This is a genomic window from Shinella sp. GW821-FHT10F02 (genome assembly GCF_058809275.1).
The window spans coordinates 513,441-538,223 of the sequence record NZ_JBXASL010000004.1; the positions used below are offsets into that span (position 1 = coordinate 513,441).

Below are 24,783 nucleotides of genomic sequence, written 5' to 3' on the forward strand. Positions count from 1 at the left end.
CGGAGGCGCGACGGCGCCTCAACCCGCCGGCGACACCGTTCCCGCCACCTCGCGGACCGTCTGCATGAGGATGGCGAGCGGCAGGGAGGGCACGGCGTCGGTGCGCATGGTGAGGCCGACGGGGCCTTTCGTGCCGCTGGTATCGATCGGCAGGGCCGCAAGCGCGCCTTCCGCGATATCCGCCGCAACGACGCCTTCCGAAATGATCCAGATCGCATCGCTCTCCCGCACGAAGGCGCGGCCGAAGGCGTCGGAGACGGTTTCGATCTGGTTCGCCAAGCCGGCAATGCCATGGGTGATCAAAAAACTTTCGACGAAGGGGCGGATGATCGAGGCGCGTGTCGGCATCAGCACGGGATAGGCATCGAGCCCGGCAAAGACCGCGCTGCTCGCGGCAAGCAGCGGATGGCCGGCGCGCACGCAGAACACCACCTGTTCGGAATAGAGATGCTCGAAGGAAAAACCCGCCATCTTCTCCGGCGCTGCGAGCCGCCCGACGACAAGGTCGAGATCGCCGACGCGCAGCTGTTCGAGCAGCACGGCATTCTCCCCCGTGACGATCTTGATGCGCGCGCCGGTGCCTTCCTCCAGGAAAAGCCGCATTGCTTTCGGCATGATGCGCGTCGAGACGGTCGGCAGCGCGCCGATGCGGATCGGCGGGGCATCGCCGGAAAGCGCCTGCGAGACGGAATCGAAGCCCTGGCGCAGCGCCGTCAGCGCCGCGCCAGCATGCTTCAAAAAGACCTCGCCGTAGCGGGTGATCTTGATGCCGCGGCCGTCGCGCTCGAAGACGGCGACGCCCAGAACCTCCTCCAGCTCGCGGATCGTCTTGGTCACGGCGGGCTGGCTGACATGCAGGAGCTGGGCCGCCTTCATAACGCTCTTCTGGCGCGCCACCTCGACAAAGGTTTGCAGATGGCGGAACTTGATACGGCTATCGACCACTGTTTTCATAACCCCCAAGTTAACGAAACGGCGTGAAATATCATTTTACCTAACCAGATCAAGGGATCAATCTGGAAAGATCGGAGGAGAGAGCCTTGCAATTCGCGACCGTCAACGATGTCATCCTGCACCATCAGCTGATCGGCGGCCCCGCCGGACGGCCGGTCATCGTCTTTGCCAATTCGCTCGGCACCGATTTCCGCATCTGGCGCGACGTCGTGGTGCGGCTTGCGGGCGACTTCCCCATCATCACCTATGACAAGCGCGGCCATGGCCTCTCCGACCTCGGCCAGGTGCCCTATTCGATCGACGACCATGTGCTCGATCTCGCTGCTCTTCTCGACCGGCTTGCCGTAAAGGACGCGATCATCTGCGGCCTTTCCGTCGGCGGTATGATCGCGCAGGGCTTGCAGGCGAAGCGGCCGGATCTCGTCAAGGCGCTGATCCTCTGCGACACGGCGCACAAGATCGGCACCGCGGACATGTGGAACGCCCGCATCGAAAGCGTCGAGACGAAGGGCATCGAGAGCCTTGCCGACTCGATCATGGAGCGCTGGTTCACGCCCGCCTTCCGCCGCCCGGAGAACGCCGCCTATCACGGCTACCGCACCATGCTCACCCGCCAGTCGGCCGTTGGCTACGCTGCCACCTGCGCTTCAGTGCGCGATGCCGATCTTACCGAGACCACCAAGCGCATCTCTGTCCCAACACTCTGTGTCGTCGGCGACCAGGATGGCTCGACGCCGCCGGATCTCGTGCTGTCCATGGCAAAGCTCATCCCCGGCGCCCGCTACGAAGTCATCAAGGATGCCGGGCACATTCCCTGCGTCGAGCAGCCGGAAATGCTCACCGAGATGATCCGCGCCTTCATCGCCACCCTACCTGCCGGAGACGAGCCAAATGGCTGATGCCCACACCTTTTCCGATCGCTACCGCCAGGGCATGGTGACCCGCCGCGCGGTGCTCGGCGACCATCACGTCGACCGCGCCTCGTCTGCGGCAACCGCCTTCGACCAGCCTTTCCAGGAGCTGATCACCGAAGGCGCCTGGGGCACGGTCTGGTCGCGGCCGGGCTGGTCGAAGCGTGAGCGCTCCATGGTGACGATCGCGCTGCTCGCGGCGCTGGGCCATGACGAGGAGGTGGCGATGCATGTGCGGGCGACCGTGAACACCGGGGCGAGCCGCGAGGATATTGCCGAGGCGCTGCTGCATGTGGCGATCTATGCCGGCGTGCCGGCGGCGAACCGGGCGATCAAGATCGCCAAGCATGTCTTCGAGGAACTGGACGCGGAAAAGGCGGCCTGACAATGACGGACCTTTCCAACAGAAAGCCCGAAACGGGCGCCTTCTTCTCCCGCGATCGCCAATGGCATCCGCCGGGGCTGACGCCGGGCTACAAGACCTCCGTGCTGCGCTCACCCCAAAAGGCGCTGCTGTCGCTCGACGGCACGGTCTCGGAAATCACCGGCCCGGTCTTCGGGCACTCGATCCTCGGCGAGCTCGACAACGACCTGATCCACAATTTCGCCAAAGCCGGCGAAAGCGCCATCGGCGAGCGCATCATCGTGCATGGCCGCGTGCTCGACGAGCGTGGGCGACCGGTGCCGGGCGCGCTGCTCGAATTCTGGCAGGCGAATGCCGGCGGGCGCTATCGTCACAAGAAGGAAAGCTATCTCGCGCCGCTCGATCCGAATTTCGGCGGCTGCGGGCGCACCATCACCGATGAAGACGGCCATTATGCCTTCCGCACCATCAAGCCCGGCCCCTATCCGTGGCCGAACGGTGTCAACGACTGGCGCCCGGCGCATATCCATTTCTCCGTCTTCGGCCATGGTTTCGCGCAGCGGCTGATCACGCAGATGTATTTCGAGGGCGACCCGATGATCTGGAAGTGTCCCATCGTGCAGACCATTCCGGACAAGGCGGCGATCGAGCAGCTGGTCGCAGCGCTCGACTGGGGCAACACGATCCCGATGGATGCGCGCGCCTACAAGTTCGACATCGTGCTGCGCGGCCGCCGCTCGACGCTCTTCGAAAACCGGATGGAGGGCAACTGATGGTGCAGTCCCTCGGCACGCTCAAGGAAAGCGCTTCCCAGACGGCGGGGCCTTATGTGCATATCGGCCTGACGCCCAATTTCGCCGGCATCGGCGGCGTCTACGAGAGTGATCTCGGCACCACGATGGTGAACGACAAGACGCTCGGGCGGCGCATCACCATTACCGGCCGCGTCTTCGACGGCACCGGCATACCGCTGCGCGACGCGCTGATCGAGATCTGGCAGGCGGATGCCGCCGGCCTCTACAACAGCCCCTCGGAACTGCGCGGCAGCGCCGACGCCAATTTTTCCGGCTGGGGACGCTGCGCGACCCATGGCGAGACCGGCGAATACCGCTTCGAGACGATCAAGCCCGGCCGCGTGCCCTTCAGGGACGGCCGCCCGATGGCGCCGCATATCTCGCTCTGGATCGTCGCCCGCGGCATCAATCTCGGCCTCAACACGCGCCTGTATTTCGGCGATGAAGAAGCGGCCAATGCCGAGGACCCAGTCCTTGCCCGCATCGAACACCGCGTGCGCGTGCCGACGCTCATTGCCGCCGCCGACGGCGACAGCTACCGGTTCGACATCCATCTGCAAGGCGAGAAGGAAACGGTGTTCTTCGATATCTGACCTCGACGGCAAAAGACCCGGATGCAGGGGAACATCCGGGCCTTCGAGGAGGTCAGTGGGGGGCACTTACTTGCAGATCTTGATCTTCTTGACGATCAGGTTGCCGTAGTAGTCGTAGGAATGGATCTTCTTGACGAAGCAATGCGGCTTGTAGCCGTAGCTGTAGTAGCCGGCCTGTGACGGGGCGGCGAAGGAAACGACGGCGACGAGGGCGATGGTGGCGGAAACGATGATCTTGCGCATGGGGGTCTCTCCTGATCTCTGAGGGATGAGCCTCTCTCATCCAGTGATCAGACTTTCCCACATCGCCTGCTCGTCCGCTGTTCCGCGCGGAACAGGCGCCTGCGGCTCAGTGCAGGCCGCCGACGCCGAGCAGGGTTTCGACCGTGTGCTGGTCTGCGGCGAGGGCCGCCGGCGTGCCGCTCCAGGCGATGCGGCCGCGTTCGAGGATGATGACCGCGTCGGCGAAATCGAGCGCGCTCTGGATGCGCTGTTCGACCAGCAGGATGGTCATCTCGCCCGAAGCCGCGAGCGTGCCGAAGGCCGCCATCAGCTCCTCACAGATGACGGGGGCGAGGCCTTCCAGCGGCTCGTCGAGTAGCAGTACGGAGGGCTGGCCGAGGATGGTGCGCGCGGTCGTCAGCATCTGCTGTTCGCCGCCGGAAAGCTGCGAGCCGAGGTTTTTGCGCCGCTCCTTGAGCCGCGGGAACATGGCATAGGCCTCCTCGATCGCCGAACGCGGCCGTGCCTTCAGGCCGACGAAAAGGTTTTCCTCGACCGTCAGCGTCGGGAAGACGTCGCGCGATTGCGGCACGTAGCCGAGGCCTTTCAAGGCGCGCGATGCGCTGTCGATACCCTCGATCGCCTGGCCGTCGAGACGAATCTCGCCGCCATAACGTTTCGTCTGGCCGGCGAGCGTGGCGAAGAGAGTGGATTTGCCCATGCCGTTGCGGCCGAGCACGGCGAGTTTTCCGCCGGCGCCGGCGGAAAACGAAATGTCCTCCAGCACGCGCGTCGGGCCGTAGCCGGCGGAAAGGCCGGCGATTTCAAGCGACGCTGCGGGCATCGGCATAACTCCCGAGATAGGCCTGACGGACGCGGGCATCCTTCGTCACCGCATCCGGCGATCCGTCGAAGATGATCTCGCCTGCCGCCAGCACGATGACGCGCTTGGCGAAGCGGAAGACGAGGTCCATGTCGTGTTCGATCATGAGCACGGCGAGGTCGGCCGGCAGGTCGGCGATCGCCTGTTCGATGCGCGCCGTATCGCTCTGCGGCACGCCGGCGGCGGGCTCGTCGAGCAGTAACACCTTGGGCTTCAGCGCCAGCGCCAAGGCGAGTTCCAGCAGGCGCTGCTGGCCATAGGCGATCTCGCTGACGCGATAGCTGGCAAGGTGGGCGATGCCGAGCTTGGCAAGCAGGGCGTGGGCCTCGTCCGTGACGTCCGGCATGGCGCGGTGGCTGGCAAACATTTTTCCCGAACGGCCTTCGCGCTGGAGGATGGCCAGCGACACATGCTCCTCCGGCGTCATCTCGGAAAAGAGGCGCGTGACCTGGAAGGAGCGCACGAGGCCTCGGCGCACCCGCTGCGTCGGCCCGAGACGCGTGACGTCCTCGCCGCCAAGCGTCACGGTGCCGGAATTCGGCAGGATATTGCCGGTGACGAGATTGACGAAGGTCGTCTTGCCGGCGCCGTTCGGGCCGATCAGCGCGACCCGGTCGCCCGGCGCCATCGAAAGCGAGACGTCGTTGGTGACGGCGAGGCCGCCGAACATCTTCTTGAGGTTTCGGACGTCGAAGATCGCGCTCATCGGCCCTTCCTCCCGCGGCGTTCGAAATAGGCGGCGACGGAGCCGTAAAGACCCTTCGGCGCGAAGAGCACGACGGCGATCAGCAGCGCGCCGACGATGGTGAGCCAGTGGAACGGGTTTGCCGCGGAGACGACGTCCTCGAACCACATGAAGGTGATCGTGCCGATCAGCGCGCCGTAGAGCGAGCCGGTGCCGCCGAGCACGAGCATGACGAGGGCCTCGGCCGAGAGCGTGAAGGACAGGCTGTCGAGGCCGACGACCTGCGTGGAGATGGCATTGAGCGCGCCGCCGGCACCGGCGACGGCGCCGGAAATGGCGTACATTTTGATCAGCGTGCCGTGCACCGAGGCGCCCATGGCGCGAACGCGCACCGGGTCCTGCCGGATGCCGCGGCAGAGCATGCCGAAGGGCGAGCGCACGATCTGGCGCAGGATGACGAAGGCGGCGATGAGTAGCACGATGCCGAAGACATAGGCCGTGCGGCCCCAGAGATCGAATTGCCACAGGCCGAAGACAGCATCCGGCATGATGCCGGCAAGGCCATCGCTGCCGCCGGTCCAGCCGGAGGCCTTGTTGGCGGCCTCATGCGCGAGGTGGATGATGGCGATGGAGAGCACGAGCTGCGGAAGGCCATGCGCCCGGAGCACGACGACGCCGGAGATGAGCCCCGCAAGCGCGCCGGCGACGATGCCGACGGCGAGCATGGCGACCGGGTCGGTGATGCCGAAATGCGCGGCTGCGATGCCCGCGCCATAGGCGCCAGCGCCGAAGAGCGCGGCATGGCCGAGGGTCGCGACGCCGCAATAGCCCGTGACGAGATCGAGCGAGAGGACCAGCAGGGCGATCGCGGTGATGCGGGTCAGCAGCGCCAGATTGTTCGGGAAGAGGAAATAGCCGAGGAGGGCGAAGGCGGCGATGACGAGAACGCCGATCGCATCGCGCGTCAGCCGGGCGCGGCGGTCGCCGGTTGTGGAGAGCGAGGTCGTCAGCAGCGCCATCACTTCGCCCTCCCCGCAAGGCCGCGCGGAAAGATCCAGACGATGGCGATGACCGCGAGATAGAAGAAGAATTCGCCGAATTCCGGCATCAGGTAACGCCCCGTCGTGTCGATGGCGCCGAGCAGCAGGCAGGCGGCGAGCGCGCCGGGAATGGAGCCCGCACCGCCGACCGAGACGACGACGAGGAAGGTCACCATGTAGCGCAGCGCATAATAGGGCTCGATCGGCAGCAGTTCCGCGCCGACCACGCCGCCGAAGGCGGCCAGGCCGACGGCGACGGCGAAGCTGACGGCATAGACGACCTGCGTCTTGACGCCCAGCGCCGCGGCCATCGCCGCATTGTCGACAGCGGCGCGCAGTTTCACGCCGAAGGCCGTACGCTCGATGAAGTACCAGAGGCCAAGTGCCACCGCGAGGCCGCAGGCGATGACGAAGAGGCGGTGCGCCGAGACGGTGCGGAAGCCGAGGCTGACGGACTGGCGGAGCGTCTCCGGCGTCGGGATGGTTTTCAGCGTCGGGCCGAAGACATAGTTGGCGATCCCGATGATGCAGAAGGTTATGCCGATGGTCATCAGCACCTGCGTCAACTCCGGCTGGCCATAGATGCGGCGGTAGAGCAATCGCTCGATGGGGATGGCGATGAGGATGGTACCGACAACGGCGATGAGGACGGCGAAGGCATAAGCGAGGCCGAGGTCGCGCGCGGCATAGGAAGCGATGTAGCCGCCGATCATCGCGAAGGCGCCATGCGCCAGGTTGACGACGCGCATCAGGCCCATGGTGACCGAAAGCCCGATGGAGATGACGAAGAGCACCATGCCATAGGCAAGGGCATCGACACCGATGCTGAAGACCGTTTGCATGTTTCCGTCCTGGTGTTGCGTACAAGGCTCCGTGGTGCCGGCCCCTCATCCGGCCTGCCGGCCACCTTCTCCCCGCAAGCGGGGCGAAGGGATATGCCGCTCAGTCTCCCCAAGCCACTACCGTCTCGCAGGGCACGTCCCCTCTCCCCGCTTGCGGGGAGAGGGTTAGGGTGAGGGGCAAACCCCCAGGCTACTTCGCAGCCGCCAACCCGGGGTCGCCCTGCTTTTCAAACGTCTGAATTTCCTTGTTATAGTAGGTCCCATCCTCCGTCTTGGCCACTTCGCGCAGATAGATGTTCTGCGTGATGTGCCGGCTTTCCGGATCGATCGTCACCGGCCCGCGCGGGCTTTCCCAGGAGAGGCCCTTCACGGCCTCGACGGCCTTGGCCGCGTCCTGCTCGCCGCCGGTCGCCTCGATCATCTTGTAGATGACGTGCATGCCGTCATAGGCGCCGACCGCGGGGAAGGAGAGTTCGGCGGGGTTGCCGATCGCCTTTGCGGCGGCTTCGACGAACTTATTGTTTTCCGCAGAATCGTGCGAGACGGCGTAGTGGAAGGTCGTCTGCAGGCCGAGAGCCGCCTCGCCCAGCGCCGGCAAGTCGGATTCCTGCGTCAGGTCGCCGGGCGCGAAGAATTTGATACCGGCATCCTTGAGGCCGTTTTCGTTGAAGGCCTTGACGAAACCGAGCGTCGTCGGGCCGGAGGGCAGGAAGGCGAAGACGCCCTCGGCGCCCGAATCCTTGATGCGCTGCATGATCGGCGAAAAGTCGTTGGTCTGGAGCGGCATGCGGATCGCCTCGACGACCGCGCCACCCGCCTTCTCGAACCCGGCCTTGAAGGCGGCTTCGGCGTCGACGCCCGGACCGTAATCGCTGACGACCGAGATGACCTTCTTCGTGCCGCCATCGAAGGCGACCTTGGCGATCGGCGTGGAGGTCTGCCAGGTGGTGAACGAGGTGCGCACCACGAAGGGGCTCTTGGTGACGATGGCCGAGGTCGCGGCGTTCATCACCACCATCGGCACGTTCGCCTGTTCGAGCAGCGGCGTGGCGGCCATGGCATCCGGGGTGAAATAGAAGCCGGCTAAATATTGCACGCCTTCCTTGACGACGAGTTCCTGCGACAGCGCCTTGGACTGGGCCGGATCGGCGGTCGGGATATCGCGATAGATGATCTCGATCGTATCATCGCCGACCGTGCTGCCGTTCAACGCCATATAGGCGTCGATGCCGGCTTTGAAATTCTTGCCCTGGAGCGCGAAGGGGCCGGAAAACGGCCCGACGACGCCGACCTTGATCGTATCGGCCTGGGCGACGCCGCCCATGAGTGCCGCCGCCAGTGCGGCGATCGCAAATTTCTTCATGTTTTCCTCCCTGAGGGGCAGGCCTCCCAGCCGTTGCCCGGTCCAGTCGCAAAAGAGCATTTTGCCAGCTTGCCAGATGAAACGGTGATGTAAAATGAAAATATCCGTCAAATTCATAACTTATAAATTATGAATTTGACCTATACCGCACCCAGCCGCTTGACGGAGGCGATGAGATCGCCGGCCAAGCGAAGGGATACGCCCGTGGCAGCGACCATCTGCGGCAGGATCAGCCATTCGAGCGTCCAGGCCGCCCCCGAGCGCTCCTGCTCGTGCACTGCGGCCTGGGCGAGCCCGCCGAGCTGGGCGGCATTGAAGCGGGCGAGCGTGACGAGCACTTCGGCGCCGACCGGGTTCTGCTTGTGGGGCATGGCGGAGGACCCGCCGCCGCCGGCAAGCGCAATCTCGTCGCCGCGATCGGCCATCAGCGCCATGTCCTGGCCGAGCTTGCCGAGGCTGCCGGTCATGGCCGCGAGGAAGCCGGCGAGATCGCCGATCCGGTCGCGCTGGCTGTGCCATTGGAGGGCATCGGCGAGGCCGAGTTCGCGGGCGAGCGCCGCGCGCACCGCCGGCCCCTTGGCGCCCAGCTTTTCCAGTGTGCCGGCCGCGCCGCCGAACTGCACCGCAAGGCCGTCCTTGGCGAAGTCTTCCAGCCGGCCGGCATGGCGCGCGAGCGGTGACCGCCACGATTCGATGCGGTCCGTGACCGTAATTTCGATTGCCGCCTGCATGCGGGTGCGGCCCATCAGCGGCCGGTCGCCAAACGCGGCGGCGAGGCCATCAAGGCTGGCGGCGAGTGCCTCCAGCCGGCTTTCGAGGATCGGCAGCACGCGCGCGAGCCGCAGCATCAGCCCGCTGTCGATGACGTCCTGGCTGGTAGCGCCGACATGGACGTGTTTGCCGTGCGGCTCGCCGACGGCGGCGCGCAACTGGCGCACCAGATCCGGAATGACGACGCCGTCGCGGGCGGTTGCCGTCCGCAGGCTCGCAATGTCGGGGGAGAAGCGGTGCGCAGTGTCCGAAATCGCCAGGGCGGCGTCCTGCGGGATCACGCCTTCTGCCGCCTCCGCCTTTGCGAGCGCCACCTCGAAGGCGAGCATGGCTTCCAGTTCGGCAGCAGCCGAAAACAGCGCGGCGATCTCGCCGTCACCCAGGAGACCGGAAAGATAAGGGTGGTCGAAGGGAGAAAAGGTCATGGGTCCCGTGTCCATAAAAGAGGTGGAACGGGGTTTGGCACTGAAGCCTACGCGCCCTCCCCGATCCGCTTGTAGAAAAACGTCGTCGCACAATAGCGGCCATCGGGGTAGAGCGCATAGTCCGGAATGACGCCGGCGCGTTTCCAGCCGAGCTTCTCGTAGAGGGTTTCGGCGGGGCTGCCGGTGGCAGTGTCGAGCACGAGCACGGTCTTGCCACGCCGAGCGGCTTCGGTTTCAGCGGCTGCCATGAGGGCGCGGGCGAGGCCGCGGCCGCGCTCGCTCTCCATTACCAGCAGTTTCTTCAGATCCGCCCGGTGCGGCTGGTTCGGCATCTGGCGAATGCCGACCTGCACGGTGCCGACGATACGGCCGGCCCGCTCGGCGGCAAAAAGCAGGGTCGCATCCTCGCCGACCGCGGCCGCGACACCCTCCCAGAAGGGCAGCGCATCGGCCGGCCCATAGGGTGCCATGAAGCCGACGGAGGCGCCGCCGGTGACGCAATCCGACAGCACTTCGGCAAGTTCGCTCAGCCGGGCGCGGGTTTCCTCATGATCGAGCAGCCTTATGTCGCTCATCGTTTCCTCGACTATCTCAGTTGCGGCCGCGGTCCAGCACCACGGCATAATGGGCCGGCTCGGTGCCGGGATTTTCGAAGACATGGCCCTCGGTGATGCTCATGTAGAGGCAATCGCCGGGGGCGAGGTCGTGTACCGTTCCGGCGATCGTCATGCGGAGCGTGCCGGAAAACAGCCAGACATGCTGCGTCATGCCCGCCTTCGCCGTCTCCGGCGGATAGGCGATGCGGGCACCCGCAGGAAATTCCACGTCGATCACCTCGACGCGCGACGCGGTGTTCGGCGGCGAGACGGCGCGGCGCTGGTAACCCGTCTCCGGATCGCGCCAGACGGTCTGTTTCTCGCGCCGCGACAGCGGTTCGCCGTCGCCCTGCGAAAAGGCGAAGAAGGCGGAGAGCGTCAGGTCCAGCGCGGCGCAGAGCCGTGACAGCAGCTGTGCCGTCGGGCTCGCCTCGCCGCGCTCGATGCGCGAGATCATCGCCCGGCTGACGCCCGAGGCACTGGCGAGGTCGTCCAGCGTCTGGTTGCGCGCGGTGCGCAGCAGCCGCAGCCGCTCGCCGATGGCGCTTTCCAAGGGGTCGGTGTCGTTTTCCATTATTATGGAATAATTATCTCTTATAATGGAGTCAACCGGCATGACCCGATCTGAAAATAAATTCCGGCCATGCCGCTCCGGCGACAATGCGACACCGGGCGGGCGGATAAGGTGGCGCGGCAGAATCGGGAGGACGGACGGATGACAGGTGAGACGCAACGGGCATCGTCGCTCTTCTCCATCACCGCCATCGTCGTTTCGATGACCTTCGTGGCGATCGGCAACGGCATCATGCTCGCCTATGTGCCCTATGTGCTGTCGCGCGCCGTCGCACCCTCCTGGGCGCCGGGTGCCGCTGTCACGGCCATTGCCTTCGGCGGGCTCGTCGGCTGCGTCATCGCCGGCCCGGTCATCCGGCGCGTCGGCCATGCCCGCGCCTTTTCCTGCTCGCTCGCCCTCGTCATCATCGCCGCCTTCCTCGTGGCGCTCGGGGTCAACCCGCTCCTCTGGGTGCTCGCGCGCTGCATCTATGGCATGGCGGGCAATTCCAACTTCATCATCACGCAGAGCTGGCTGAACCATGCGGCCGACAACCGCTGGCGCGGCAAGGCCATGTCGTTCTTCTACATGGCCTATGTACTGGGCCTTGGCGTCGGCGCATGGCTGTTCGGGCAGATGCCGGCGGATGGCAACCTCGCGCCGCTCGTCACCATCTTCGTCACCACCATCGCGCTGCTGCCGATCGGCCTGACGCGCCTGCCGACGCCGCCGGCACCCGCCCGCGTCAGCGTCGATTTCGCCATGACGTGGCGCAATTCGCCGGTGGCGCTGATCGGCGTTCTTGCCGCCGGCGGGCTTTCCATGGTCGTGCAGGGCTTTACGCCGATCTATGCCGCCACCAACAATGTCGGCCAGACGGACGTGGCGCTCCTGATGTTCGTCATGCAGTTCGGCCTGATCTTCGTGCAATATCCGCTCGGCACGCTGTCCGACCGCATCGACCGGCGCATCGTGCTGATCTTCACCTGCCTTTTGATCGCCGGCACGGCGGTCGTGGCGCTTTTCGTCTCCTTCCAGGCGTTCTTCATCCTGATGCTGGTCTTCGCGCTGTGGGCCGGTGCGGTCGAAAGCGTCTATTCGATCGCCAATGCGCATGCCAACGACCGCACGGATCCGGAGGATTTCGTGCCGCTCGCCTCGACCCTGCTCGTCGCCTGGTCGGCGTCTGCGACGCTGGTTCCGCTGGCGGTCACGGCGCTCACCCCCATCTACGGGCCCAAGACCTTCATCTATGCCGCGATGGCCGTGGCGCTGCTCTACGCCGCCTTCGTCGCCCATCGCCTGCGTCGTCGCGAGACCGTGCCGGTGGCGGCGCGGGAAAGCTTCGAAATCAGAAGTGCGCAGGTGCCGAATGCCGGCGCGCTCGTCGAGGGCGAAAACGCCCGGGAATAGCGGACATTCCGGCCATACAACGGTTCATTTACCGCTTTGCGGGAATCTCGGCCGCTGCTATATGGCGCGCATGAGCACCAATTCTTCGACGCCCCTCGACCATATCCGCAATTTCTCGATCGTGGCCCATATCGACCACGGCAAATCGACGCTCGCCGACCGTCTGATCCAGACGACCGGCGGCCTTGCCGCGCGCGAAATGTCGGAACAGGTTCTCGATAACATGGATATCGAGAAGGAACGCGGCATCACCATCAAGGCGCAGACGGTGCGCCTGCACTATGTCGCCAACAATGGCGAGACCTACGTCCTCAACCTCATCGACACGCCCGGCCATGTCGACTTCGCCTATGAAGTGTCGCGCTCGCTGTCGGCCTGCGAAGGTTCGCTTCTCGTGGTGGATGCCTCGCAGGGCGTCGAGGCGCAGACGCTCGCCAATGTCTACCAGGCGATCGACAACAACCATGAGATCGTCACCGTCCTCAACAAGATCGACCTGCCGGCCGCCGAGCCCGACCGCATCCGCGAGCAGATCGAGGAAGTCATCGGCATTGACGCATCGCAGGCCGTGCTGATTTCGGCCAAGACCGGCCTTGGCATTCCCGATGTACTGGAAGCCATCGTCCACCAGCTGCCCGCGCCGAAGAGCGAGGGCGGCGAGACCGCGCCGCTGAAGGCGCTCTTGGTCGATAGCTGGTACGACACCTATCTCGGCGTTATCGTGCTCGTGCGCATTCTCGATGGCGTGCTGAAAAAGGGCCAGACCATCCGCATGATGGGCACGGACGCGAAGTACCAAGTGGAACGCGTCGGCGTCATCACGCCGAAGATGGTCACCGTCGAGGCGCTCGGCCCCGGCGAGATCGGCTTCATCACCGCCTCCATCAAGGAAGTGGCCGATACCCGCGTCGGCGACACGATCACCGAGGACAAGCGCCCGACCGCCCACATGCTGCCGGGCTTCAAGCCGGCGCAGCCGGTGGTGTTCTGCGGCCTGTTCCCGGTCGATGCCGCCGATTTCGAGGACCTGCGCGCCGCCATGGGGAAGCTCCGTCTCAACGATGCGTCCTTCTCCTTCGAAATGGAATCCTCGGCCGCGCTCGGCTTCGGTTTCCGCTGCGGCTTCCTCGGGCTGCTGCATCTCGAAATCGTTCAGGAACGCCTCGAGCGCGAATTCGACCTCGACCTGATCGCGACCGCACCGTCGGTCGTCTACAAGCTGTTCATGACGGATGGCAGCGAGCGTGAGCTGCACAACCCGGCCGACATGCCGGATGTCGTGAAAATCTCGGAAATCCACGAGCCGTGGATCCGCGCCACCATCCTGACGCCGGACGATTATCTCGGCGGCATCCTGAAGCTGTGCCAGGATCGCCGCGGCATCCAGGTGGAACTCACCTACGTCGGCACCCGCGCGATGCTGACCTACGACCTGCCGCTCAACGAAGTTGTCTTCGATTTCTACGACCGGCTGAAGTCGATTTCCAAGGGCTATGCCTCGTTCGACTACGCCATCACCAACCATCAGGAAGGCCATCTGGTGAAGATGTCGATCCTGGTGAACGGCGAGCCGGTGGATGCGCTGTCGATGATGGTGCACCGCATGGCCGCCGAAAAGCGCGGCCGCGACATGTGCGAGAAGCTCAAGGAGCTGATCCCGAAGCACATGTTCAAGATCCCGATCCAGGCCGCCATCGGCGGCAACGTGATTGCCCGCGAGACCATCTCGGCGCTTCGCAAGGACGTGACCGCCAAGTGCTATGGCGGCGACGCCACCCGCAAGCGCAAGCTGCTCGACAAGCAGAAGGCGGGCAAGAAGCGCATGCGCCAGTTCGGCAAGGTGGAAATCCCGCAGGAAGCGTTCATCGCGGCGCTCAAGATGGGCGACGAATAACAAAGGGAGGCTCTGGCCTCCCTTTTTCTTTGCGCTAGTCCCGCTTGATGGTCGCGAGGACTTCCCAGAGGTCCGCGCCCGTCTCGAAGACGGCGGCGTTGGCGCGGAAGCCGATTTCGGCTGAGACCAGATCGAGCATATCCATTGCCGGATCGCCGGTGCCGCTCGCGATGTTGCGGGCGGCCGTGCCGACCCGCGCGGTTTCCGTCGCCATGCCCTGGCGGGCCGTGTTCATGATGCCGGTGATCTGCATTGCGGAGGCCTCGTTGATGCAATGCCTTTTTACGGCGTGGGCCTTTCCATCGCGTGAACGGGAAAATCCCGACCCTGTGCCGTTTCGGCACGGGCCGGATCTGTCTTAGTGGCCGGGATGCAGCGCGTCGTTCAGGTACATGCAGGTGAGCATGGTGAAGACGTAGGCCTGGATGATCGCCATCAGCAGTTCCAGCGCCGTCAGCGCCACGGTCATGGCGAGCGGCAGCACTGCGCCCAGCATGCCGAGCGTGCCGAGGCCGCCCATAGAGACGACGAAGCCTGCGAAGACTTTCAGCGTGATATGGCCGGCCAGCATGACGGCGAAGAGGCGCACGGAATGGCTGACGGGGCGGGAGAGATAGGAAATCACTTCGATCGGCACGATGATCGGCGTCAGGATCAGCGGCACGCCCTCCGGCACGAACAGTTTCAGGAACCCGGCACCGTGCCTGAACAAGCCGTAGAGGGTGACCGTGGCAAAGACCAGCATGGCGAGTGCGAAGGTGACGATGAGGTGGCTCGTCACCGTGAAGGCATAGGGGAACATGCCGACGAGGTTGGCGACGAGGATGAACAGGAAGAGCGAGAAGACCAGCGGGAAGAAGCGCATGCCCCGCTCGCCCGCATTAGCCCGAAGCGTCGCCGCGACGAATTCGTAGAGCATCTCGGCGCTCGCCTGTAAGCGACCGGGCACCAGCCCGCGCCGGCGCGTGGCCAAGAGCAGGAAGGCGCTCGCCACCGCCACAGTCAGCACCATGTAGGCGGCGGAATTGGTGAAGCTCAGGTCGAGCCCGCCGATCTGGAAGGGCACAAGCGGCTTGATCTCGAATTGCTCAATGGGTCCGGCCATCGGATTTCCTTGGAAAGGCAGCAGGACGCAAGGAAAATGCGCGCGCCGTGATCGCGGCGCGGCGATGTACGGCACGCGACAGGCGTGCGGCTGATTTTGGAACGGTAGGGAGTGAAGGGTTCACGCGGGGCCATCCTATCTCGACTGCGAGATAAGGGGCCGTCCCCGGAACGAACAAGGCTCTGGTCGTCCAGCGCGCGGGTTCTCTAGCGGTTGCGCGCGCCGGTGGCAAGCCATCCTGCCACCGGCCGCGATCACGCCTGCGTCATCTCAGCTGGAACGATGTCGGTCCCGCCGTCGTATTTAGTAGCCGGCTAAGCCTCTTCGTAGGCGTCCTGGCCGGCGAGGAGCGACGTATCAAGCCGCCCGCCCGGCGGGAAAAGGCCGAGCATTTCTGGCGGTTCGACGCCTTCTACCAGCCGGGGACAGGTTTCGACGGCACCGAGCACGGTCGTCACGGGGATGACGCCGGCCCAGATCGGCAGGGCAAAATCCACCTCGTCGTCTCCCACGCCCTTGGCGCGCACTTTTGCGGCGGCCTCGTCGATCGGCATGGCGATGATCGTCGTCGCCTTGGCCTCCTGCGGCGTGATGGGCCGCAGCAGGGCGCTGCGGCCGGGATAGAAACGGTCGACGACGTCGCGCATCGCCTCGATCTTTTCGTCAGAATCCTCGACGAGGCGCGCGGTGCCGAAACACATGGCGGAGCGGTAGTTGGCCGAATGGTTGAAGCCGGAGCGCGCCAGCACCAGCCCGTCGAGATGGGCGACGGTGAGGCAGGCGGGCGTGCCGGCCTTGAGGTGGCGCAGCATGCGGCTGGCCGACGAGCCGTGCCAGTAGAGCGTATCGCCCTTGCGCCAGAACAGCGTCGGCGTCGCATAGGGCTGGCCGTCGATGACATAGGCGACGTTGCAGAGCATGGCCGCATCGAGGATGGCGTGCACCGCCTGCCGGTCGTAGCTGCCGCGTTCATGCATGCGCTTGACGCGGTTGCGGGGGGTGATGGGATAGGCGGCGGTTTCGGTGTCTGCACGCATGCGGTCTTGCCTTTCAAACAGGGTGCCGCCATGGTGCGCCATGCCATTGGATCGAAAAAGCACCAATCCTGATCAAAAAATCAGGACCAATCTGCCGGACTGGTCATCGCTTATTCCCGTGCTGCCGGCGGCGGGCAAACGCACGCCGGCGCTTTACAGGGAACTGCGCCGGCTGATCGAGGCGGGGACCATTCCGGCGGGCAGCAAGCTGCCGCCGTCGCGTGACCTTGCGGGACGGCTGAAGATCGCACGCGGCAGCGTGGTCGCGGCCTTCGAAACGCTGATCGCCGAAGGTTATGCCGTGGCGCGCACGGGCGCCGGCACCTTCGTCGCCGACCGGGTGCCCGTCGTGAAATCCGCTCTGCCGGTGGAGACGGAAAACATCGAGGCGAAAATGCCGCTGCCCGGCACGCTTGGCGTGGCGATGGCCGATGCGCGCACGCTCAACCTGTTTCGCACGCTGCTGGCGCGCCATCTCGCCCGCCCCGGCCCGGAACATTTCTATTATGGCGATCCGCGCGGCGGGGCGGCGCTGCGCCAGGCGGTCGCCGCCTATCTGCGGCAGGCACGCGGCGTGCGCTGCGAGGCGCAGTCGATCGTCATCACGACCGGCACGCAGCAGGGCATCGACCTCGTCATCCGCAGCGCGCTTCGGCCGGGCGACCGGGTGATGGTCGAGGACCCCTGTTATCCGAGCGCGCGGGCCGCCTTTGCCGGCGCGGGCCTCGACCTTTCCGGCCTCGCGGTGGATGCCGAGGGCGCCGACATATCGCTCGCGACGGCGGGGGCGCGGGCGGTCTATGTGACGCCGTCGCACCAGTTCCCGCTCGGCGTGACCATGAGCATGCGCCGCCGGCTCGCCCTGATCGACTGGGCGCGCGAGACCGGCGGCTGGATCATCGAGGACGACTATGACAGCGAGTTCCGCTTTGCCGGCCCGCCGCTCGCCGCCATGCAGGGCATGGACGACAGCGGCCGCGTCATCTATCTCGGCACCTTCTCCAAGGTGCTGTTTCCGGGGCTGCGTCTCGGCTATGCCGTCATCCCGGACCCGCTGCTCGAAGAGGTCATGGCGCTGCGCAGCCGCACCGACCGCAGCCCGCCGACGCTTGCCGAAGCGGCGCTGACCGATCTCCTGCGCGAGGGCCATTTCGCCGCCCATCTGCGCCGCGCCCGACGGCACGCGCAGGCGGCGCGCGATGCGCTGGTCGCGGGGCTTTCGGCGGCGAAAAACCTCTCGGTCGGCGTGCCCGACCAGGGCCTGCACCTGGTCGCCGGCCTGCCCGATTCGCTTGCCGATACGGCGGCGGTGGAGATTGCGCGCAAGGCCGGGCTCGGTGTGCGGGCGCTGTCGTCCATGGCGGTCACCAACCCGCCGCGGCAGGGTCTGGTCATCGGCTTTTCCGGCTTTGCGCCGGAGGTGCTGCATGCCGCGGCGACGCGCTTCGCCGCGGCAATCTCAGGCAACTAGGCGACGCGGCGGGACTCGGCGGCGGCGATGGTGGCGACCCAGGCGCGGGCGATGGCAAGGCCGGTGGCATCGGCGCTGGGGCCGTTTTCGGCGGCGAGCGTCTCGCGCTGTTCGAGCCAGCCGGGCGCAAGCGTCGGAATGAGGGCGCCGAACGTGCTCACCCATTCATCGACGACGGTGCGGCTGGCTTCGAAATGAAACTGCGTGCCGTAGACGGCGCGGCCGATGCGAAAGGCCTGGTTTTCCGCGGCGCCGTTGGTGGCGAGCCGCATGGCGCCTTCCGGCAGCGCAAAGGTGTCGCTGTGCCACTGGAAGATCGGGAAGTCGGCATTAGCGGCCGAGAGAACCGGATCGCCGGCACCGTCCTTCGTCAGCGCGACCGTGCACCAGCCGAATTCCGGCGCCGTGCCGATGAGGTTTTCCGCGCCATAGGCGCGCGCCAGGAGCTGGCTGCCGAGACAGACGCCGAGCACCGATTTCTCCGCATCGCCGAAGCGGCGCATCAGCCCGGCCAGCGCCGGCAGATAGGCGTGGCGTTCGTCGTCGCGGGCGTTCTGCGGGCCGCCCATCACGACGATGGCGTCATGGTTCGTCTCGTCGGCGGGGATGGCGTCCCCGGCATGCGGCCGGCAGATCTCGATCTCGGCGCCCGCCTCTTCCAGCGCGACACCGATCTGACCGAGAAGGGTCACCTTGTCGTTTTCCACCACCAGCACCCGCATGTGAAACTCCTGCTTTTCGATAGGACGCGACACAATCACGCCCTTTCGCTTCGTTCAAGGGTTTCGAACAGAAAGAACCCGGCTCTTTCGAGCCGGGCAAGGCGGGGAGGATCGACGGAAGGAAGAAATCAACGGCAAACCTTGATCTTCTTGATGATAACATTGCCGTAGTAGTCGTAGGACTTCACCTTCTTGATGAAGCAATAGGGTTCATAGCCGTAGCTGTAGTAGCCGGCCTGCGAGGGAGCGGCGAAGGAAACGGCTGCAACGAGGGCAACGGTGGCGGAAACGATGAACTTGCGCATGGGGTCTCTCCTGATCTCTGTGAGGGATGAGCCTCTCTCATCCAGTGATCAGACTTTCCCACATCGCCCCGCCGCCCGCTGTTCCGGATGGAACAGGGTCAGGGATAGATGACGCCCTTGCGCAGGATCACATTTGCATAGAGCCGCGGTTCGCTCGTCTGCACCAGCGTATGGGCGGCGCGCACTCGGTTGTAGAAATCGGCGCCGACCAGCGGCACGACGGTGCGTGTCGGCTCGCGGCGGGCGCAGCAATCGATGATCTCGTGGTGCACGGGCTGAAGCGTGTCGCGCTCCTGGCGGAAGGTGGAGCGGAAGATCGCCTCGTCGACGAAATCGTCGATCGGCAGCACCGAGAGCACGGCGTTGAGCACGGGTAGAAGCGGCACGCCGTCGAGGCGGATGAGGCGACGGGCATGTTCGACGCCCGGATAATTGCCGTCGACGATGGCGATCTCGTCGCCATGGCCCATGGCGCGCAGCGTCGACAGCAGCTCCGGGCTCAGGATGGGGTCGATACCTTTCAGCATTCAGGCAAGCTCCTTGAAGAGGACGTTCTGGTCGGGAAGATAGCGGGAGAACAGCGGCAGGCTGGCACCGCCGATCGAGCGGGCGTGGCTGCCGACGGCGCCTTCGAGGATTTCGGGCAGGGTGACGCCTTGCAGGTCGAGGCGGGCGACGGCGGCGCGTGTTGCGGCAACCACGCGTTCACGCACCCAGGCCGGGAAGCCGCCGTCGATGATAACGGCGGAAAAGTCGATGACGGAGGCCGACGCGACAACTGCTTGAGCGAGTGCTGCCGCCATGTCGTCGATCCAGATTTCGAGCGGCGCGCCGAATTCGATCCAGTCGTCGGGCGAATACCAGAGCGGCTTCGGATCGATGCCGTGCTCGCGCAGAAGATTCTCCAGCCGGTAGATCGAGGCGATCTTCAGGAGCTGCACGGTCTCGCCGTCGCGGCCCTGCACGGGCAGCGGGCCGATGGCGCCGGCCGTGCCGGTGCGACCGGTGAAGAGCGCGGAATTCAGCACCACGCCGCCGCCGATGAAGGAGCCGATGAACAGATAGAGGAAATCCGGATATTGCGGGCCGAGGCCGAAGACGAGCTCGGCGGCGCAGGCACTGGTGGCGTCGTTCTGCAAGACGACCGGATAGGGCACGCGCCGGGCGATCTCCGCCTCCAGGTCGACGCCGCGCCATTGGTCCATGTCGGCCTGGGGCGCGCCCACCTCGCTTGCCCAGCTCCACAGCTCGAAGGGGGCGGCGACGCCGAAACCGGCGATGCGGGCGCGCTCCTGCGGGGTGATCGCGGCTTCCAGCTCGGCAAGCCCCTCTTGCACGAAGGCGAGCAGCGGGCCGGGCATGGGATAGGCGAAGGTACGGCGGACCTGCCGGCGGATGCCGCCAACGAAATCCATCATGACGAGATCGGCGCTGCGGCGGCCGATCTTCAGGCCGAAGGAATAGACGGCATCGGGATTGAGCCGCATGGGCACGGAGGGCTGGCCGACCTTGCCGCGCATCGGCGCGCCGCGCATCAGCAGGCCTTCGGCCTCCAGCGCGCGCATGATGACCGTCACGGTCTGGGCAGAAAGGCCGCTGCGCCGCGCGATCTCGGCCTTCGAGAGGCTGCCGTGCCGGCGCACCAGCGACATGACCAGGCGCTCGTTATAGGCCCGCACGCGCACCTGATTGGCGCCCCCGCTCGGGTCGAGGATTTCGGCCGGCGCGGCGGGTGCCGTCGCGGCATTCTTTCTCATCGTCTCCTCCCGTGCCGGTCGCGGCGTCCTGCGCCTCTCCCGTCCTCTTATCGGCTGCCGTTCCGCTCTTCCACCGGAAACGACACGCCCTTGTTTTGCTGGAGCATGACACATTGGATTAATAATTCAATTCGATTTATTTATTGACAGCGATTTCTTTTGGTGCTCTTTTCACGGTCGGAAGCGAGGTCTGCCGGCGGAGGAGCTGCTGGCCACCCTGCGACCGGATGGCCCCAGGAGAGGGGCGCATCCCGTTCTGTCCTTGGGAGGATTACCATGAAGAAAACCATCATTTCCGCCGCTCTCGGCGCGCTCGCGCTCGGCGTCGCCTTCTCCTCGCCGGCTCTCGCCGCCGACACCACCGCCTGCCTGATCACCAAGACCGACACCAACCCCTTCTTCGTCAAGATGAAGGAAGGCGCCGAAGCCAAGGCCAAGGAAATCGGCGTGACGCTGAAGGCCTATGCCGGCAAGATCGACGGCGATTCGGAAAGCCAGGTCGCGGCAATCGAGACCTGCATCGCGGACGGCGCGAAGGGCATCCTGATCGCCGCGTCCGACACCAAGGGCATCGTTCCCTCCGTGCAGAAGGCGCGTGACGCCGGCCTGCTGGTCATCGCGCTCGACACACCGCTGGAGCCAGTCGACAGCGCCGACATGACCTTTGCCACCGACAACCTGCTCGCTGGCGAACTGATCGGCAAGTGGGCTGCCGCCACCCTCGGCGACGCCGCCAAGGACGCCAAGATCGCCTTCCTCAACCTGACGCCCTCACAGCCTTCGGTCGACGTGCTGCGCAACCAGGGCTTCATGAAGGGTTTTGGCATCGACGTTAAGGACATCGGCAAGATCGGCGACGAGGACGATGCCCGCATCGTCGGCCATGACGTGACCAACGGCAACGAGGAAGGCGGCCGCACCGCCATGGAAAACCTTCTCCAGAAGGATCCGTCCATCAATGTCGTGCACACCATCAACGAACCGGCAGCAGCCGGCGCCTATGAAGCGCTGAAGGCCGTCGGCAAGGAAGGCGACGTGCTGATCGTATCGGTCGACGGCGGTTGCCCGGGCGTGCAGAACGTCGCGGACGGCGTTATCGGCGCGACCTCGCAGCAGTACCCGCTGATGATGGCGGCGCTCGGCATCGAGGCGATCAAGAAGTTCGCCGACACCGGCGAGAAGCCGAAGGCCACCGAAGGCAAGGACTTCTTCGACACGGGCGTGACGCTCGTGACCGACAAGCCGGCAGCCGGCGTCGAATCCATCGACACCAAGGCCGGCAAGGACAAGTGCTGGGGCTGATGCTCCACCACGCCGGCCCGGGCTGACCGGGCCGGCATTCCGCTACGGACGGATGGGGTCCGCGTGAAACGCACCCTGCTTTGACATTCGCACAAGACATGGGCACCCTTCTTCGGCAGGCGACGGCGACAGCCGGGACCGCTTGGGGAGGAGACCGCCCAAAAATGGCGGCAGGTGCGCGAAAAGCGCCCGATCGGTGCGTCCGTACACCATTTCATCCGGCAAAGCCGCGACGGTCGGCACCCGGAAGGGGAGGAACTGGATCATGACTGAGACAACGACGGCCTCGCAGGGTTCGCAACCCTCGCAGCCATCGCAGGAATTCGAGAAGGTGCTGTCCGGCAGCGCGACGCAGGTCGCATCCTTCGACACGCACGACAAGACGCCCATCCAGAAATTCCAGCATTTCCTGCATTCGAGCCCGGCGGCCGTGCCGCTCATCGTGCTCGTTCTGTCGGTGGCCATCTTCGGCGTCATTCTCGGCGGAAAGTTCTTCTCCGCCTTCACGCTGACGCTGATCCTCCAGCAGGTGGCGATCGTCGGCATCGTCGGCGCCGCGCAGACGCTGGTCATCCTGACGGCCGGCATCGACCTTTCGGTCGGCGCCATCATGGTGCTGTCCTCGGTCGTGATGGGCCAGTTCACCTTCCGCTACGGCCTGCCGCCGACGGTCGCCGTCCTCTGCGGGCTCGCCTGCGGCGCGCTCTGCGGCTACATCAACGGCCTGCTCGTCGCCCGCATGAAGCTGCCGCCCTTCATCGTCACGCTCGGCATGTGGCAGATCATCCTCGCCTCGAACTTCCTCTATTCGGCCAACGAGACGATCCGCTCGCAGGACATTTCCTCGCAGGCGCCGCTCCTCCAGTTCTTCGGCAACAACCTCAAGCTCGGCAGCGCGGTCTTCACCTATGGCGTCATCGCCATGGTGCTGCTCGTGGCGCTGCTCTGGTACGTGCTCAACCACACCGCCTGGGGCCGCCACGTCTATGCGGTCGGCGACGACCCGGATGCGGCGGAACTCGCCGGCGTCAACGTCAAGCGCATGCTGGTCTCGATCTACACGCTCTCCGGTCTCATCTGCGCGCTCGCCGGCTGGGCGCTCATCGGCCGCATCGGTTCGGTCTCGCCGACGGCCGGCCAGTTCGCCAATATCGAATCGATCACGGCCGTGGTGATCGGTGGCATCTCGCTCTTCGGCGGGCGCGGCTCCATCCTCGGCATGATCTTCGGGGCGCTGATCGTCGGCGTCTTCTCGCTCGGCCTTCGCCTCATCGGCACGGACCCGCAATGGACCTATCTCCTGATCGGCGTCCTCATCATCTCGGCAGTCGCAATCGACCAGTGGATCAGAAAGGTAGCAGGCTGATGGAACCCATTCTCACCGCGCGCGGTCTCGTCAAGCGCTACGGCCGCGTCACCGCCCTCGACCATGCCGACTTCGACCTCTATCCCGGCGAAATCCTCGCCGTGATCGGCGACAACGGGGCCGGCAAGTCCTCGATGATCAAGGCGATCTCCGGCGCCATCACGCCGGACGAGGGCGAAATCCGCCTGCAGGGCCAGGTGATCAACTTCCGCTCGCCGATCGAGGCGCGCAAGGCCGGCATCGAGACCGTCTACCAGAACCTCGCACTGTCGCCGGCATTGTCGATCGCCGACAACATGTTCCTCGGCCGCGAATTGCGCAAACCGGGCGTCATGGGCCAGTGGTTCCGCAAGCTCGACCGCTCGGCGATGGAGAAGTTCGCCCGCGACAAGCTTTCGGAACTCGGGCTGATGACGATCCAGAACATCAACCAGGCGGTGGAGACGCTGTCGGGCGGCCAGCGCCAGGGTGTGGCGGTGGCGCGCGCCGCCGCCTTCGGCTCGAAGGTCATCATTCTCGATGAACCGACGGCCGCACTTGGCGTCAAGGAGAGCCGGCGCGTGCTGGAACTCATCCTCGACGTGCGCCGGCGTGGCATTCCGATCGTGCTGATCTCGCACAACATGCCGCATGTCTTCGAGGTCGCGGACCGCATCCACATCCACCGGCTCGGCCGGCGGCTGACGGTCATCAACCCCAAGGACTACACCATGTCCGACGCCGTCGCCTTCATGACCGGCGCCAAGCTGCCGGCGGAGGCGATTGCCGCATGATCTCGCCCGCCACCATCGTGGATGCACTCCAGCGGCGCGCGGGGGACGCGCGCCGCTTCCTCGTCGGCCTCGCCGGCCCGCCGGCCGCTGGAAAATCGACGCTCGCCGAGGCCTTGCGCGACGGCCTTGTCGCCCGCGGCGAGAGCGCCGAAATCCTGCCGATGGACGGGTTTCACATGGACAACGGCATTCTCGCCGAGCGCGGCCTGCTGCCGCGCAAGGGCGCCCCGGAATCCTTCGACGGCCGCGGCTTCATCGATATCGTCACCGCGCTGAAACGGGCCGAGGGCGAAGTGCTGGTGCCGGTTTTCGACCGATCGCGCGAGATCGCCATCAATGCCGCCCGCGCCATCCCGCGCGAAACCCGCTTCATCCTCGCCGAGGGCAATTACCTGCTCTTCAAGGACGCGCCCTGGGACGGGCTCGACGGCAAGTTCGACTTTACCATCTTCGTCGGCCCGCCCTACCCCGTGCTGGAGGAACGGCTGCGCCGGCGCTGGATGGGCTATGCGCTGCCGGAGGACCAGATCGGCTGGAAGCTCTACGGCAACGACCTGCCGAACGGGAAGCGCATCCTGGAGAACTCTCGCCCCGCCGATCTCACCATCGACACCTTCTGAGGCGATTGTCGTTGCCGCCCGC

At 65.5% G+C, this 24,783-nt stretch carries 28 protein-coding genes; 11 read left to right on the plus strand and 17 right to left on the minus strand.

Features of this window, described 5'->3' with window-relative positions:
- Nucleotides 1-18 precede the first annotated feature (18 nt).
- Entirely contained in the window at nt 19-945 is a 927-nt protein-coding gene (gene pcaQ, locus AC1RWL_RS15665; protein ID WP_493095318.1) for a pca operon transcription factor PcaQ, read from the minus strand.
- A 95-nt stretch (nt 946-1,040) separates the two neighbouring features.
- Here pcaQ and pcaD point away from each other — a divergent pair, with 95 nt between their 5' ends.
- Genes pcaD through pcaG form a run of 4 tightly spaced genes read left to right on the plus strand, consistent with a single transcriptional unit; the run spans nt 1,041 to nt 3,616 of the window.
- Nucleotides 1,041-1,853 (plus strand): 3-oxoadipate enol-lactonase, encoded by an 813-nt coding sequence (gene pcaD / locus AC1RWL_RS15670; RefSeq protein WP_493095233.1) that lies wholly within the window; start codon nt 1,041-1,043, stop codon nt 1,851-1,853.
- Nucleotides 1,846-2,250: a 4-carboxymuconolactone decarboxylase gene (pcaC, locus tag AC1RWL_RS15675; RefSeq protein ID WP_435266817.1), complete on the plus strand. Its 405-nt coding sequence runs from the start codon at nt 1,846-1,848 to the stop codon at nt 2,248-2,250. Before pcaD ends, pcaC begins: the two co-directional genes overlap by 8 nt.
- A 2-nt stretch (nt 2,251-2,252) precedes the next feature.
- On the plus strand, nt 2,253-3,002 hold the full coding sequence (gene pcaH, locus AC1RWL_RS15680; RefSeq protein WP_493095234.1) for a protocatechuate 3,4-dioxygenase subunit beta: 750 nt from the start codon (nt 2,253-2,255) through the stop codon (nt 3,000-3,002).
- The gene (pcaG, locus tag AC1RWL_RS15685) at nt 3,002-3,616 is read left to right on the plus strand and encodes a protocatechuate 3,4-dioxygenase subunit alpha (RefSeq protein WP_493095235.1); all 615 of its coding nucleotides are present in this window, start codon (nt 3,002-3,004) and stop codon (nt 3,614-3,616) included. Before pcaH ends, pcaG begins: the two co-directional genes overlap by 1 nt.
- A 66-nt stretch (nt 3,617-3,682) precedes the next feature.
- On the opposite strand, the gene AC1RWL_RS15690 is transcribed toward pcaG, so the two are convergent.
- From AC1RWL_RS15690 to AC1RWL_RS15730, 9 genes are all read right to left on the minus strand, one after another.
- A complete protein-coding gene (locus tag AC1RWL_RS15690; protein ID WP_493095236.1) occupies nt 3,683-3,859 on the minus strand; it encodes a hypothetical protein in 177 nt (58 codons plus the stop codon).
- 106 nt (nt 3,860-3,965) lie between these two features.
- Entirely contained in the window at nt 3,966-4,682 is a 717-nt protein-coding gene (locus AC1RWL_RS15695; RefSeq protein WP_493095237.1) for an ABC transporter ATP-binding protein, read from the minus strand.
- Nucleotides 4,663-5,427 (minus strand): ABC transporter ATP-binding protein, encoded by a 765-nt coding sequence (locus AC1RWL_RS15700; RefSeq protein WP_493095238.1) that lies wholly within the window; start codon nt 5,425-5,427, stop codon nt 4,663-4,665. The genes AC1RWL_RS15695 and AC1RWL_RS15700 overlap by 20 nt, the downstream gene beginning before the upstream one ends.
- On the minus strand, nt 5,424-6,425 hold the full coding sequence (locus AC1RWL_RS15705; protein ID WP_493095239.1) for a branched-chain amino acid ABC transporter permease: 1,002 nt from the start codon (nt 6,423-6,425) through the stop codon (nt 5,424-5,426). Before AC1RWL_RS15705 ends, AC1RWL_RS15700 begins: the two co-directional genes overlap by 4 nt.
- Nucleotides 6,425-7,288: a branched-chain amino acid ABC transporter permease gene (locus AC1RWL_RS15710; RefSeq protein WP_493095240.1), complete on the minus strand. Its 864-nt coding sequence runs from the start codon at nt 7,286-7,288 to the stop codon at nt 6,425-6,427. The genes AC1RWL_RS15705 and AC1RWL_RS15710 overlap by 1 nt, the downstream gene beginning before the upstream one ends.
- Nucleotides 7,289-7,478: 190 nt before the next feature.
- Entirely contained in the window at nt 7,479-8,651 is a 1,173-nt protein-coding gene (locus AC1RWL_RS15715; protein WP_493095241.1) for an ABC transporter substrate-binding protein, read from the minus strand.
- Nucleotides 8,652-8,791: 140 nt separating this feature from the next.
- Nucleotides 8,792-9,847, minus strand: a complete 1,056-nt coding sequence (locus AC1RWL_RS15720) for a 3-carboxy-cis,cis-muconate cycloisomerase (RefSeq protein WP_493095242.1) — start codon at nt 9,845-9,847, stop codon at nt 8,792-8,794.
- A 47-nt stretch (nt 9,848-9,894) separates the two neighbouring features.
- Nucleotides 9,895-10,422: a GNAT family N-acetyltransferase gene (locus AC1RWL_RS15725; RefSeq protein WP_493095243.1), complete on the minus strand. Its 528-nt coding sequence runs from the start codon at nt 10,420-10,422 to the stop codon at nt 9,895-9,897.
- Between the two features lie 16 nt (nt 10,423-10,438).
- Nucleotides 10,439-11,017 carry a helix-turn-helix domain-containing protein gene (locus AC1RWL_RS15730; RefSeq protein WP_493095244.1) on the minus strand — a complete coding sequence of 193 codons (579 nt, stop codon included), beginning with the start codon at nt 11,015-11,017 and terminating at the stop codon, nt 10,439-10,441.
- 141 nt (nt 11,018-11,158) lie between these two features.
- Here AC1RWL_RS15730 and AC1RWL_RS15735 point away from each other — a divergent pair, with 141 nt between their 5' ends.
- Entirely contained in the window at nt 11,159-12,409 is a 1,251-nt protein-coding gene (locus AC1RWL_RS15735) for an MFS transporter (protein ID WP_256118231.1), read from the plus strand.
- Nucleotides 12,410-12,470: 61 nt separating this feature from the next.
- Nucleotides 12,471-14,303 carry a translation elongation factor 4 gene (gene lepA / locus AC1RWL_RS15740; protein WP_435266828.1) on the plus strand — a complete coding sequence of 611 codons (1,833 nt, stop codon included), beginning with the start codon at nt 12,471-12,473 and terminating at the stop codon, nt 14,301-14,303.
- Between the two features lie 34 nt (nt 14,304-14,337).
- Here the strand turns inward: lepA and AC1RWL_RS15745 are convergent, their stop codons facing one another.
- The 3 genes from AC1RWL_RS15745 to AC1RWL_RS15755 all read right to left on the minus strand — a co-directional run bounded on the left by AC1RWL_RS15745 (nt 14,338) and on the right by AC1RWL_RS15755 (nt 16,445).
- Nucleotides 14,338-14,556, minus strand: coding sequence for a hypothetical protein (locus tag AC1RWL_RS15745; protein ID WP_493095245.1), 219 nt, complete (start codon nt 14,554-14,556; stop codon nt 14,338-14,340).
- A 105-nt stretch (nt 14,557-14,661) separates the two neighbouring features.
- Nucleotides 14,662-15,408: a F0F1 ATP synthase subunit A gene (locus tag AC1RWL_RS15750; RefSeq protein ID WP_493095246.1), complete on the minus strand. Its 747-nt coding sequence runs from the start codon at nt 15,406-15,408 to the stop codon at nt 14,662-14,664.
- Between the two features lie 314 nt (nt 15,409-15,722).
- Nucleotides 15,723-16,445, minus strand: a complete 723-nt coding sequence (locus AC1RWL_RS15755) for a pyridoxamine 5'-phosphate oxidase family protein (protein WP_493095247.1) — start codon at nt 16,443-16,445, stop codon at nt 15,723-15,725.
- 118 nt (nt 16,446-16,563) lie between these two features.
- Between AC1RWL_RS15755 and pdxR the strand changes: the two genes are divergently transcribed.
- Entirely contained in the window at nt 16,564-17,916 is a 1,353-nt protein-coding gene (pdxR, locus tag AC1RWL_RS15760; RefSeq protein ID WP_493158397.1) for a MocR-like pyridoxine biosynthesis transcription factor PdxR, read from the plus strand.
- On the opposite strand, the gene AC1RWL_RS15765 is transcribed toward pdxR, so the two are convergent.
- From AC1RWL_RS15765 to AC1RWL_RS15780, 4 genes are all read right to left on the minus strand, one after another.
- Nucleotides 17,913-18,638, minus strand: a complete 726-nt coding sequence (locus AC1RWL_RS15765; RefSeq protein ID WP_493095249.1) for a type 1 glutamine amidotransferase — start codon at nt 18,636-18,638, stop codon at nt 17,913-17,915. The two genes, pdxR and AC1RWL_RS15765, sit on opposite strands and share 4 nt — an antisense overlap.
- A gap of 128 nt (nt 18,639-18,766) precedes the next feature.
- Nucleotides 18,767-18,943 carry a hypothetical protein gene (locus tag AC1RWL_RS15770; protein ID WP_319322159.1) on the minus strand — a complete coding sequence of 59 codons (177 nt, stop codon included), beginning with the start codon at nt 18,941-18,943 and terminating at the stop codon, nt 18,767-18,769.
- A 98-nt stretch (nt 18,944-19,041) separates the two neighbouring features.
- Complete coding sequence (locus tag AC1RWL_RS15775; RefSeq protein WP_435266836.1) at nt 19,042-19,470, minus strand: RbsD/FucU family protein; 429 nt, start codon at nt 19,468-19,470, stop codon at nt 19,042-19,044.
- Nucleotides 19,471-20,700: an ROK family transcriptional regulator gene (locus AC1RWL_RS15780; RefSeq protein WP_256118239.1), complete on the minus strand. Its 1,230-nt coding sequence runs from the start codon at nt 20,698-20,700 to the stop codon at nt 19,471-19,473. It lies immediately after the preceding gene.
- Between the two features lie 276 nt (nt 20,701-20,976).
- Here AC1RWL_RS15780 and AC1RWL_RS15785 point away from each other — a divergent pair, with 276 nt between their 5' ends.
- From AC1RWL_RS15785 to AC1RWL_RS15800, 4 genes are all read left to right on the plus strand, one after another.
- Complete coding sequence (locus tag AC1RWL_RS15785; RefSeq protein WP_439614787.1) at nt 20,977-22,002, plus strand: sugar ABC transporter substrate-binding protein; 1,026 nt, start codon at nt 20,977-20,979, stop codon at nt 22,000-22,002.
- A gap of 265 nt (nt 22,003-22,267) precedes the next feature.
- Nucleotides 22,268-23,368 (plus strand): ABC transporter permease, encoded by a 1,101-nt coding sequence (locus tag AC1RWL_RS15790; RefSeq protein WP_256118241.1) that lies wholly within the window; start codon nt 22,268-22,270, stop codon nt 23,366-23,368.
- Nucleotides 23,368-24,141 (plus strand): ATP-binding cassette domain-containing protein, encoded by a 774-nt coding sequence (locus tag AC1RWL_RS15795; RefSeq protein WP_435266839.1) that lies wholly within the window; start codon nt 23,368-23,370, stop codon nt 24,139-24,141. Before AC1RWL_RS15790 ends, AC1RWL_RS15795 begins: the two co-directional genes overlap by 1 nt.
- Entirely contained in the window at nt 24,138-24,761 is a 624-nt protein-coding gene (locus AC1RWL_RS15800) for a nucleoside triphosphate hydrolase (protein WP_493095250.1), read from the plus strand. Before AC1RWL_RS15795 ends, AC1RWL_RS15800 begins: the two co-directional genes overlap by 4 nt.
- Nucleotides 24,762-24,783 lie beyond the last annotated feature (22 nt).

Excerpts from the sequence above, each read along its gene's own strand:
- AC1RWL_RS15770 (WP_319322159.1), bottom strand. The coding sequence starts at position 18,943 with ATGCGCAAGTTCATCGTTTCCGCCACCGTTGCCCTCGTTGCAGCCGTT.
- AC1RWL_RS15695 (WP_493095237.1), bottom strand. The coding sequence starts at position 4,682 with ATGCCCGCAGCGTCGCTTGAAATCGCCGGCCTTTCCGCCGGCTACGGC.
- AC1RWL_RS15800 (WP_493095250.1), top strand. The coding sequence starts at position 24,138 with ATGATCTCGCCCGCCACCATCGTGGATGCACTCCAGCGGCGCGCGGGG.
- AC1RWL_RS15690 (WP_493095236.1), bottom strand. The coding sequence starts at position 3,859 with ATGCGCAAGATCATCGTTTCCGCCACCATCGCCCTCGTCGCCGTCGTT.
- lepA (WP_435266828.1), top strand. The coding sequence starts at position 12,471 with ATGGCGCGCATGAGCACCAATTCTTCGACGCCCCTCGACCATATCCGC.
- pcaG (WP_493095235.1), top strand. The coding sequence starts at position 3,002 with ATGGTGCAGTCCCTCGGCACGCTCAAGGAAAGCGCTTCCCAGACGGCG.
- AC1RWL_RS15765 (WP_493095249.1), bottom strand. The coding sequence starts at position 18,638 with ATGCGGGTGCTGGTGGTGGAAAACGACAAGGTGACCCTTCTCGGTCAG.
- AC1RWL_RS15730 (WP_493095244.1), bottom strand. The coding sequence starts at position 11,017 with ATGGAAAACGACACCGACCCCTTGGAAAGCGCCATCGGCGAGCGGCTG.
- AC1RWL_RS15755 (WP_493095247.1), bottom strand. The coding sequence starts at position 16,445 with ATGCGTGCAGACACCGAAACCGCCGCCTATCCCATCACCCCCCGCAAC.
- AC1RWL_RS15785 (WP_439614787.1), top strand. The coding sequence starts at position 20,977 with ATGAAGAAAACCATCATTTCCGCCGCTCTCGGCGCGCTCGCGCTCGGC.
- pcaC (WP_435266817.1), top strand. The coding sequence starts at position 1,846 with ATGGCTGATGCCCACACCTTTTCCGATCGCTACCGCCAGGGCATGGTG.
- AC1RWL_RS15790 (WP_256118241.1), top strand. The coding sequence starts at position 22,268 with ATGACTGAGACAACGACGGCCTCGCAGGGTTCGCAACCCTCGCAGCCA.
- AC1RWL_RS15715 (WP_493095241.1), bottom strand. The coding sequence starts at position 8,651 with ATGAAGAAATTTGCGATCGCCGCACTGGCGGCGGCACTCATGGGCGGC.
- AC1RWL_RS15720 (WP_493095242.1), bottom strand. The coding sequence starts at position 9,847 with ATGACCTTTTCTCCCTTCGACCACCCTTATCTTTCCGGTCTCCTGGGT.
- AC1RWL_RS15735 (WP_256118231.1), top strand. The coding sequence starts at position 11,159 with ATGACAGGTGAGACGCAACGGGCATCGTCGCTCTTCTCCATCACCGCC.
- AC1RWL_RS15745 (WP_493095245.1), bottom strand. The coding sequence starts at position 14,556 with ATGCAGATCACCGGCATCATGAACACGGCCCGCCAGGGCATGGCGACG.
- AC1RWL_RS15795 (WP_435266839.1), top strand. The coding sequence starts at position 23,368 with ATGGAACCCATTCTCACCGCGCGCGGTCTCGTCAAGCGCTACGGCCGC.
- AC1RWL_RS15780 (WP_256118239.1), bottom strand. The coding sequence starts at position 20,700 with ATGAGAAAGAATGCCGCGACGGCACCCGCCGCGCCGGCCGAAATCCTC.
- AC1RWL_RS15775 (WP_435266836.1), bottom strand. The coding sequence starts at position 19,470 with ATGCTGAAAGGTATCGACCCCATCCTGAGCCCGGAGCTGCTGTCGACG.
- AC1RWL_RS15710 (WP_493095240.1), bottom strand. The coding sequence starts at position 7,288 with ATGCAAACGGTCTTCAGCATCGGTGTCGATGCCCTTGCCTATGGCATG.
- AC1RWL_RS15725 (WP_493095243.1), bottom strand. The coding sequence starts at position 10,422 with ATGAGCGACATAAGGCTGCTCGATCATGAGGAAACCCGCGCCCGGCTG.
- AC1RWL_RS15700 (WP_493095238.1), bottom strand. The coding sequence starts at position 5,427 with ATGAGCGCGATCTTCGACGTCCGAAACCTCAAGAAGATGTTCGGCGGC.
- pcaH (WP_493095234.1), top strand. The coding sequence starts at position 2,253 with ATGACGGACCTTTCCAACAGAAAGCCCGAAACGGGCGCCTTCTTCTCC.
- AC1RWL_RS15750 (WP_493095246.1), bottom strand. The coding sequence starts at position 15,408 with ATGGCCGGACCCATTGAGCAATTCGAGATCAAGCCGCTTGTGCCCTTC.
- AC1RWL_RS15705 (WP_493095239.1), bottom strand. The coding sequence starts at position 6,425 with ATGGCGCTGCTGACGACCTCGCTCTCCACAACCGGCGACCGCCGCGCC.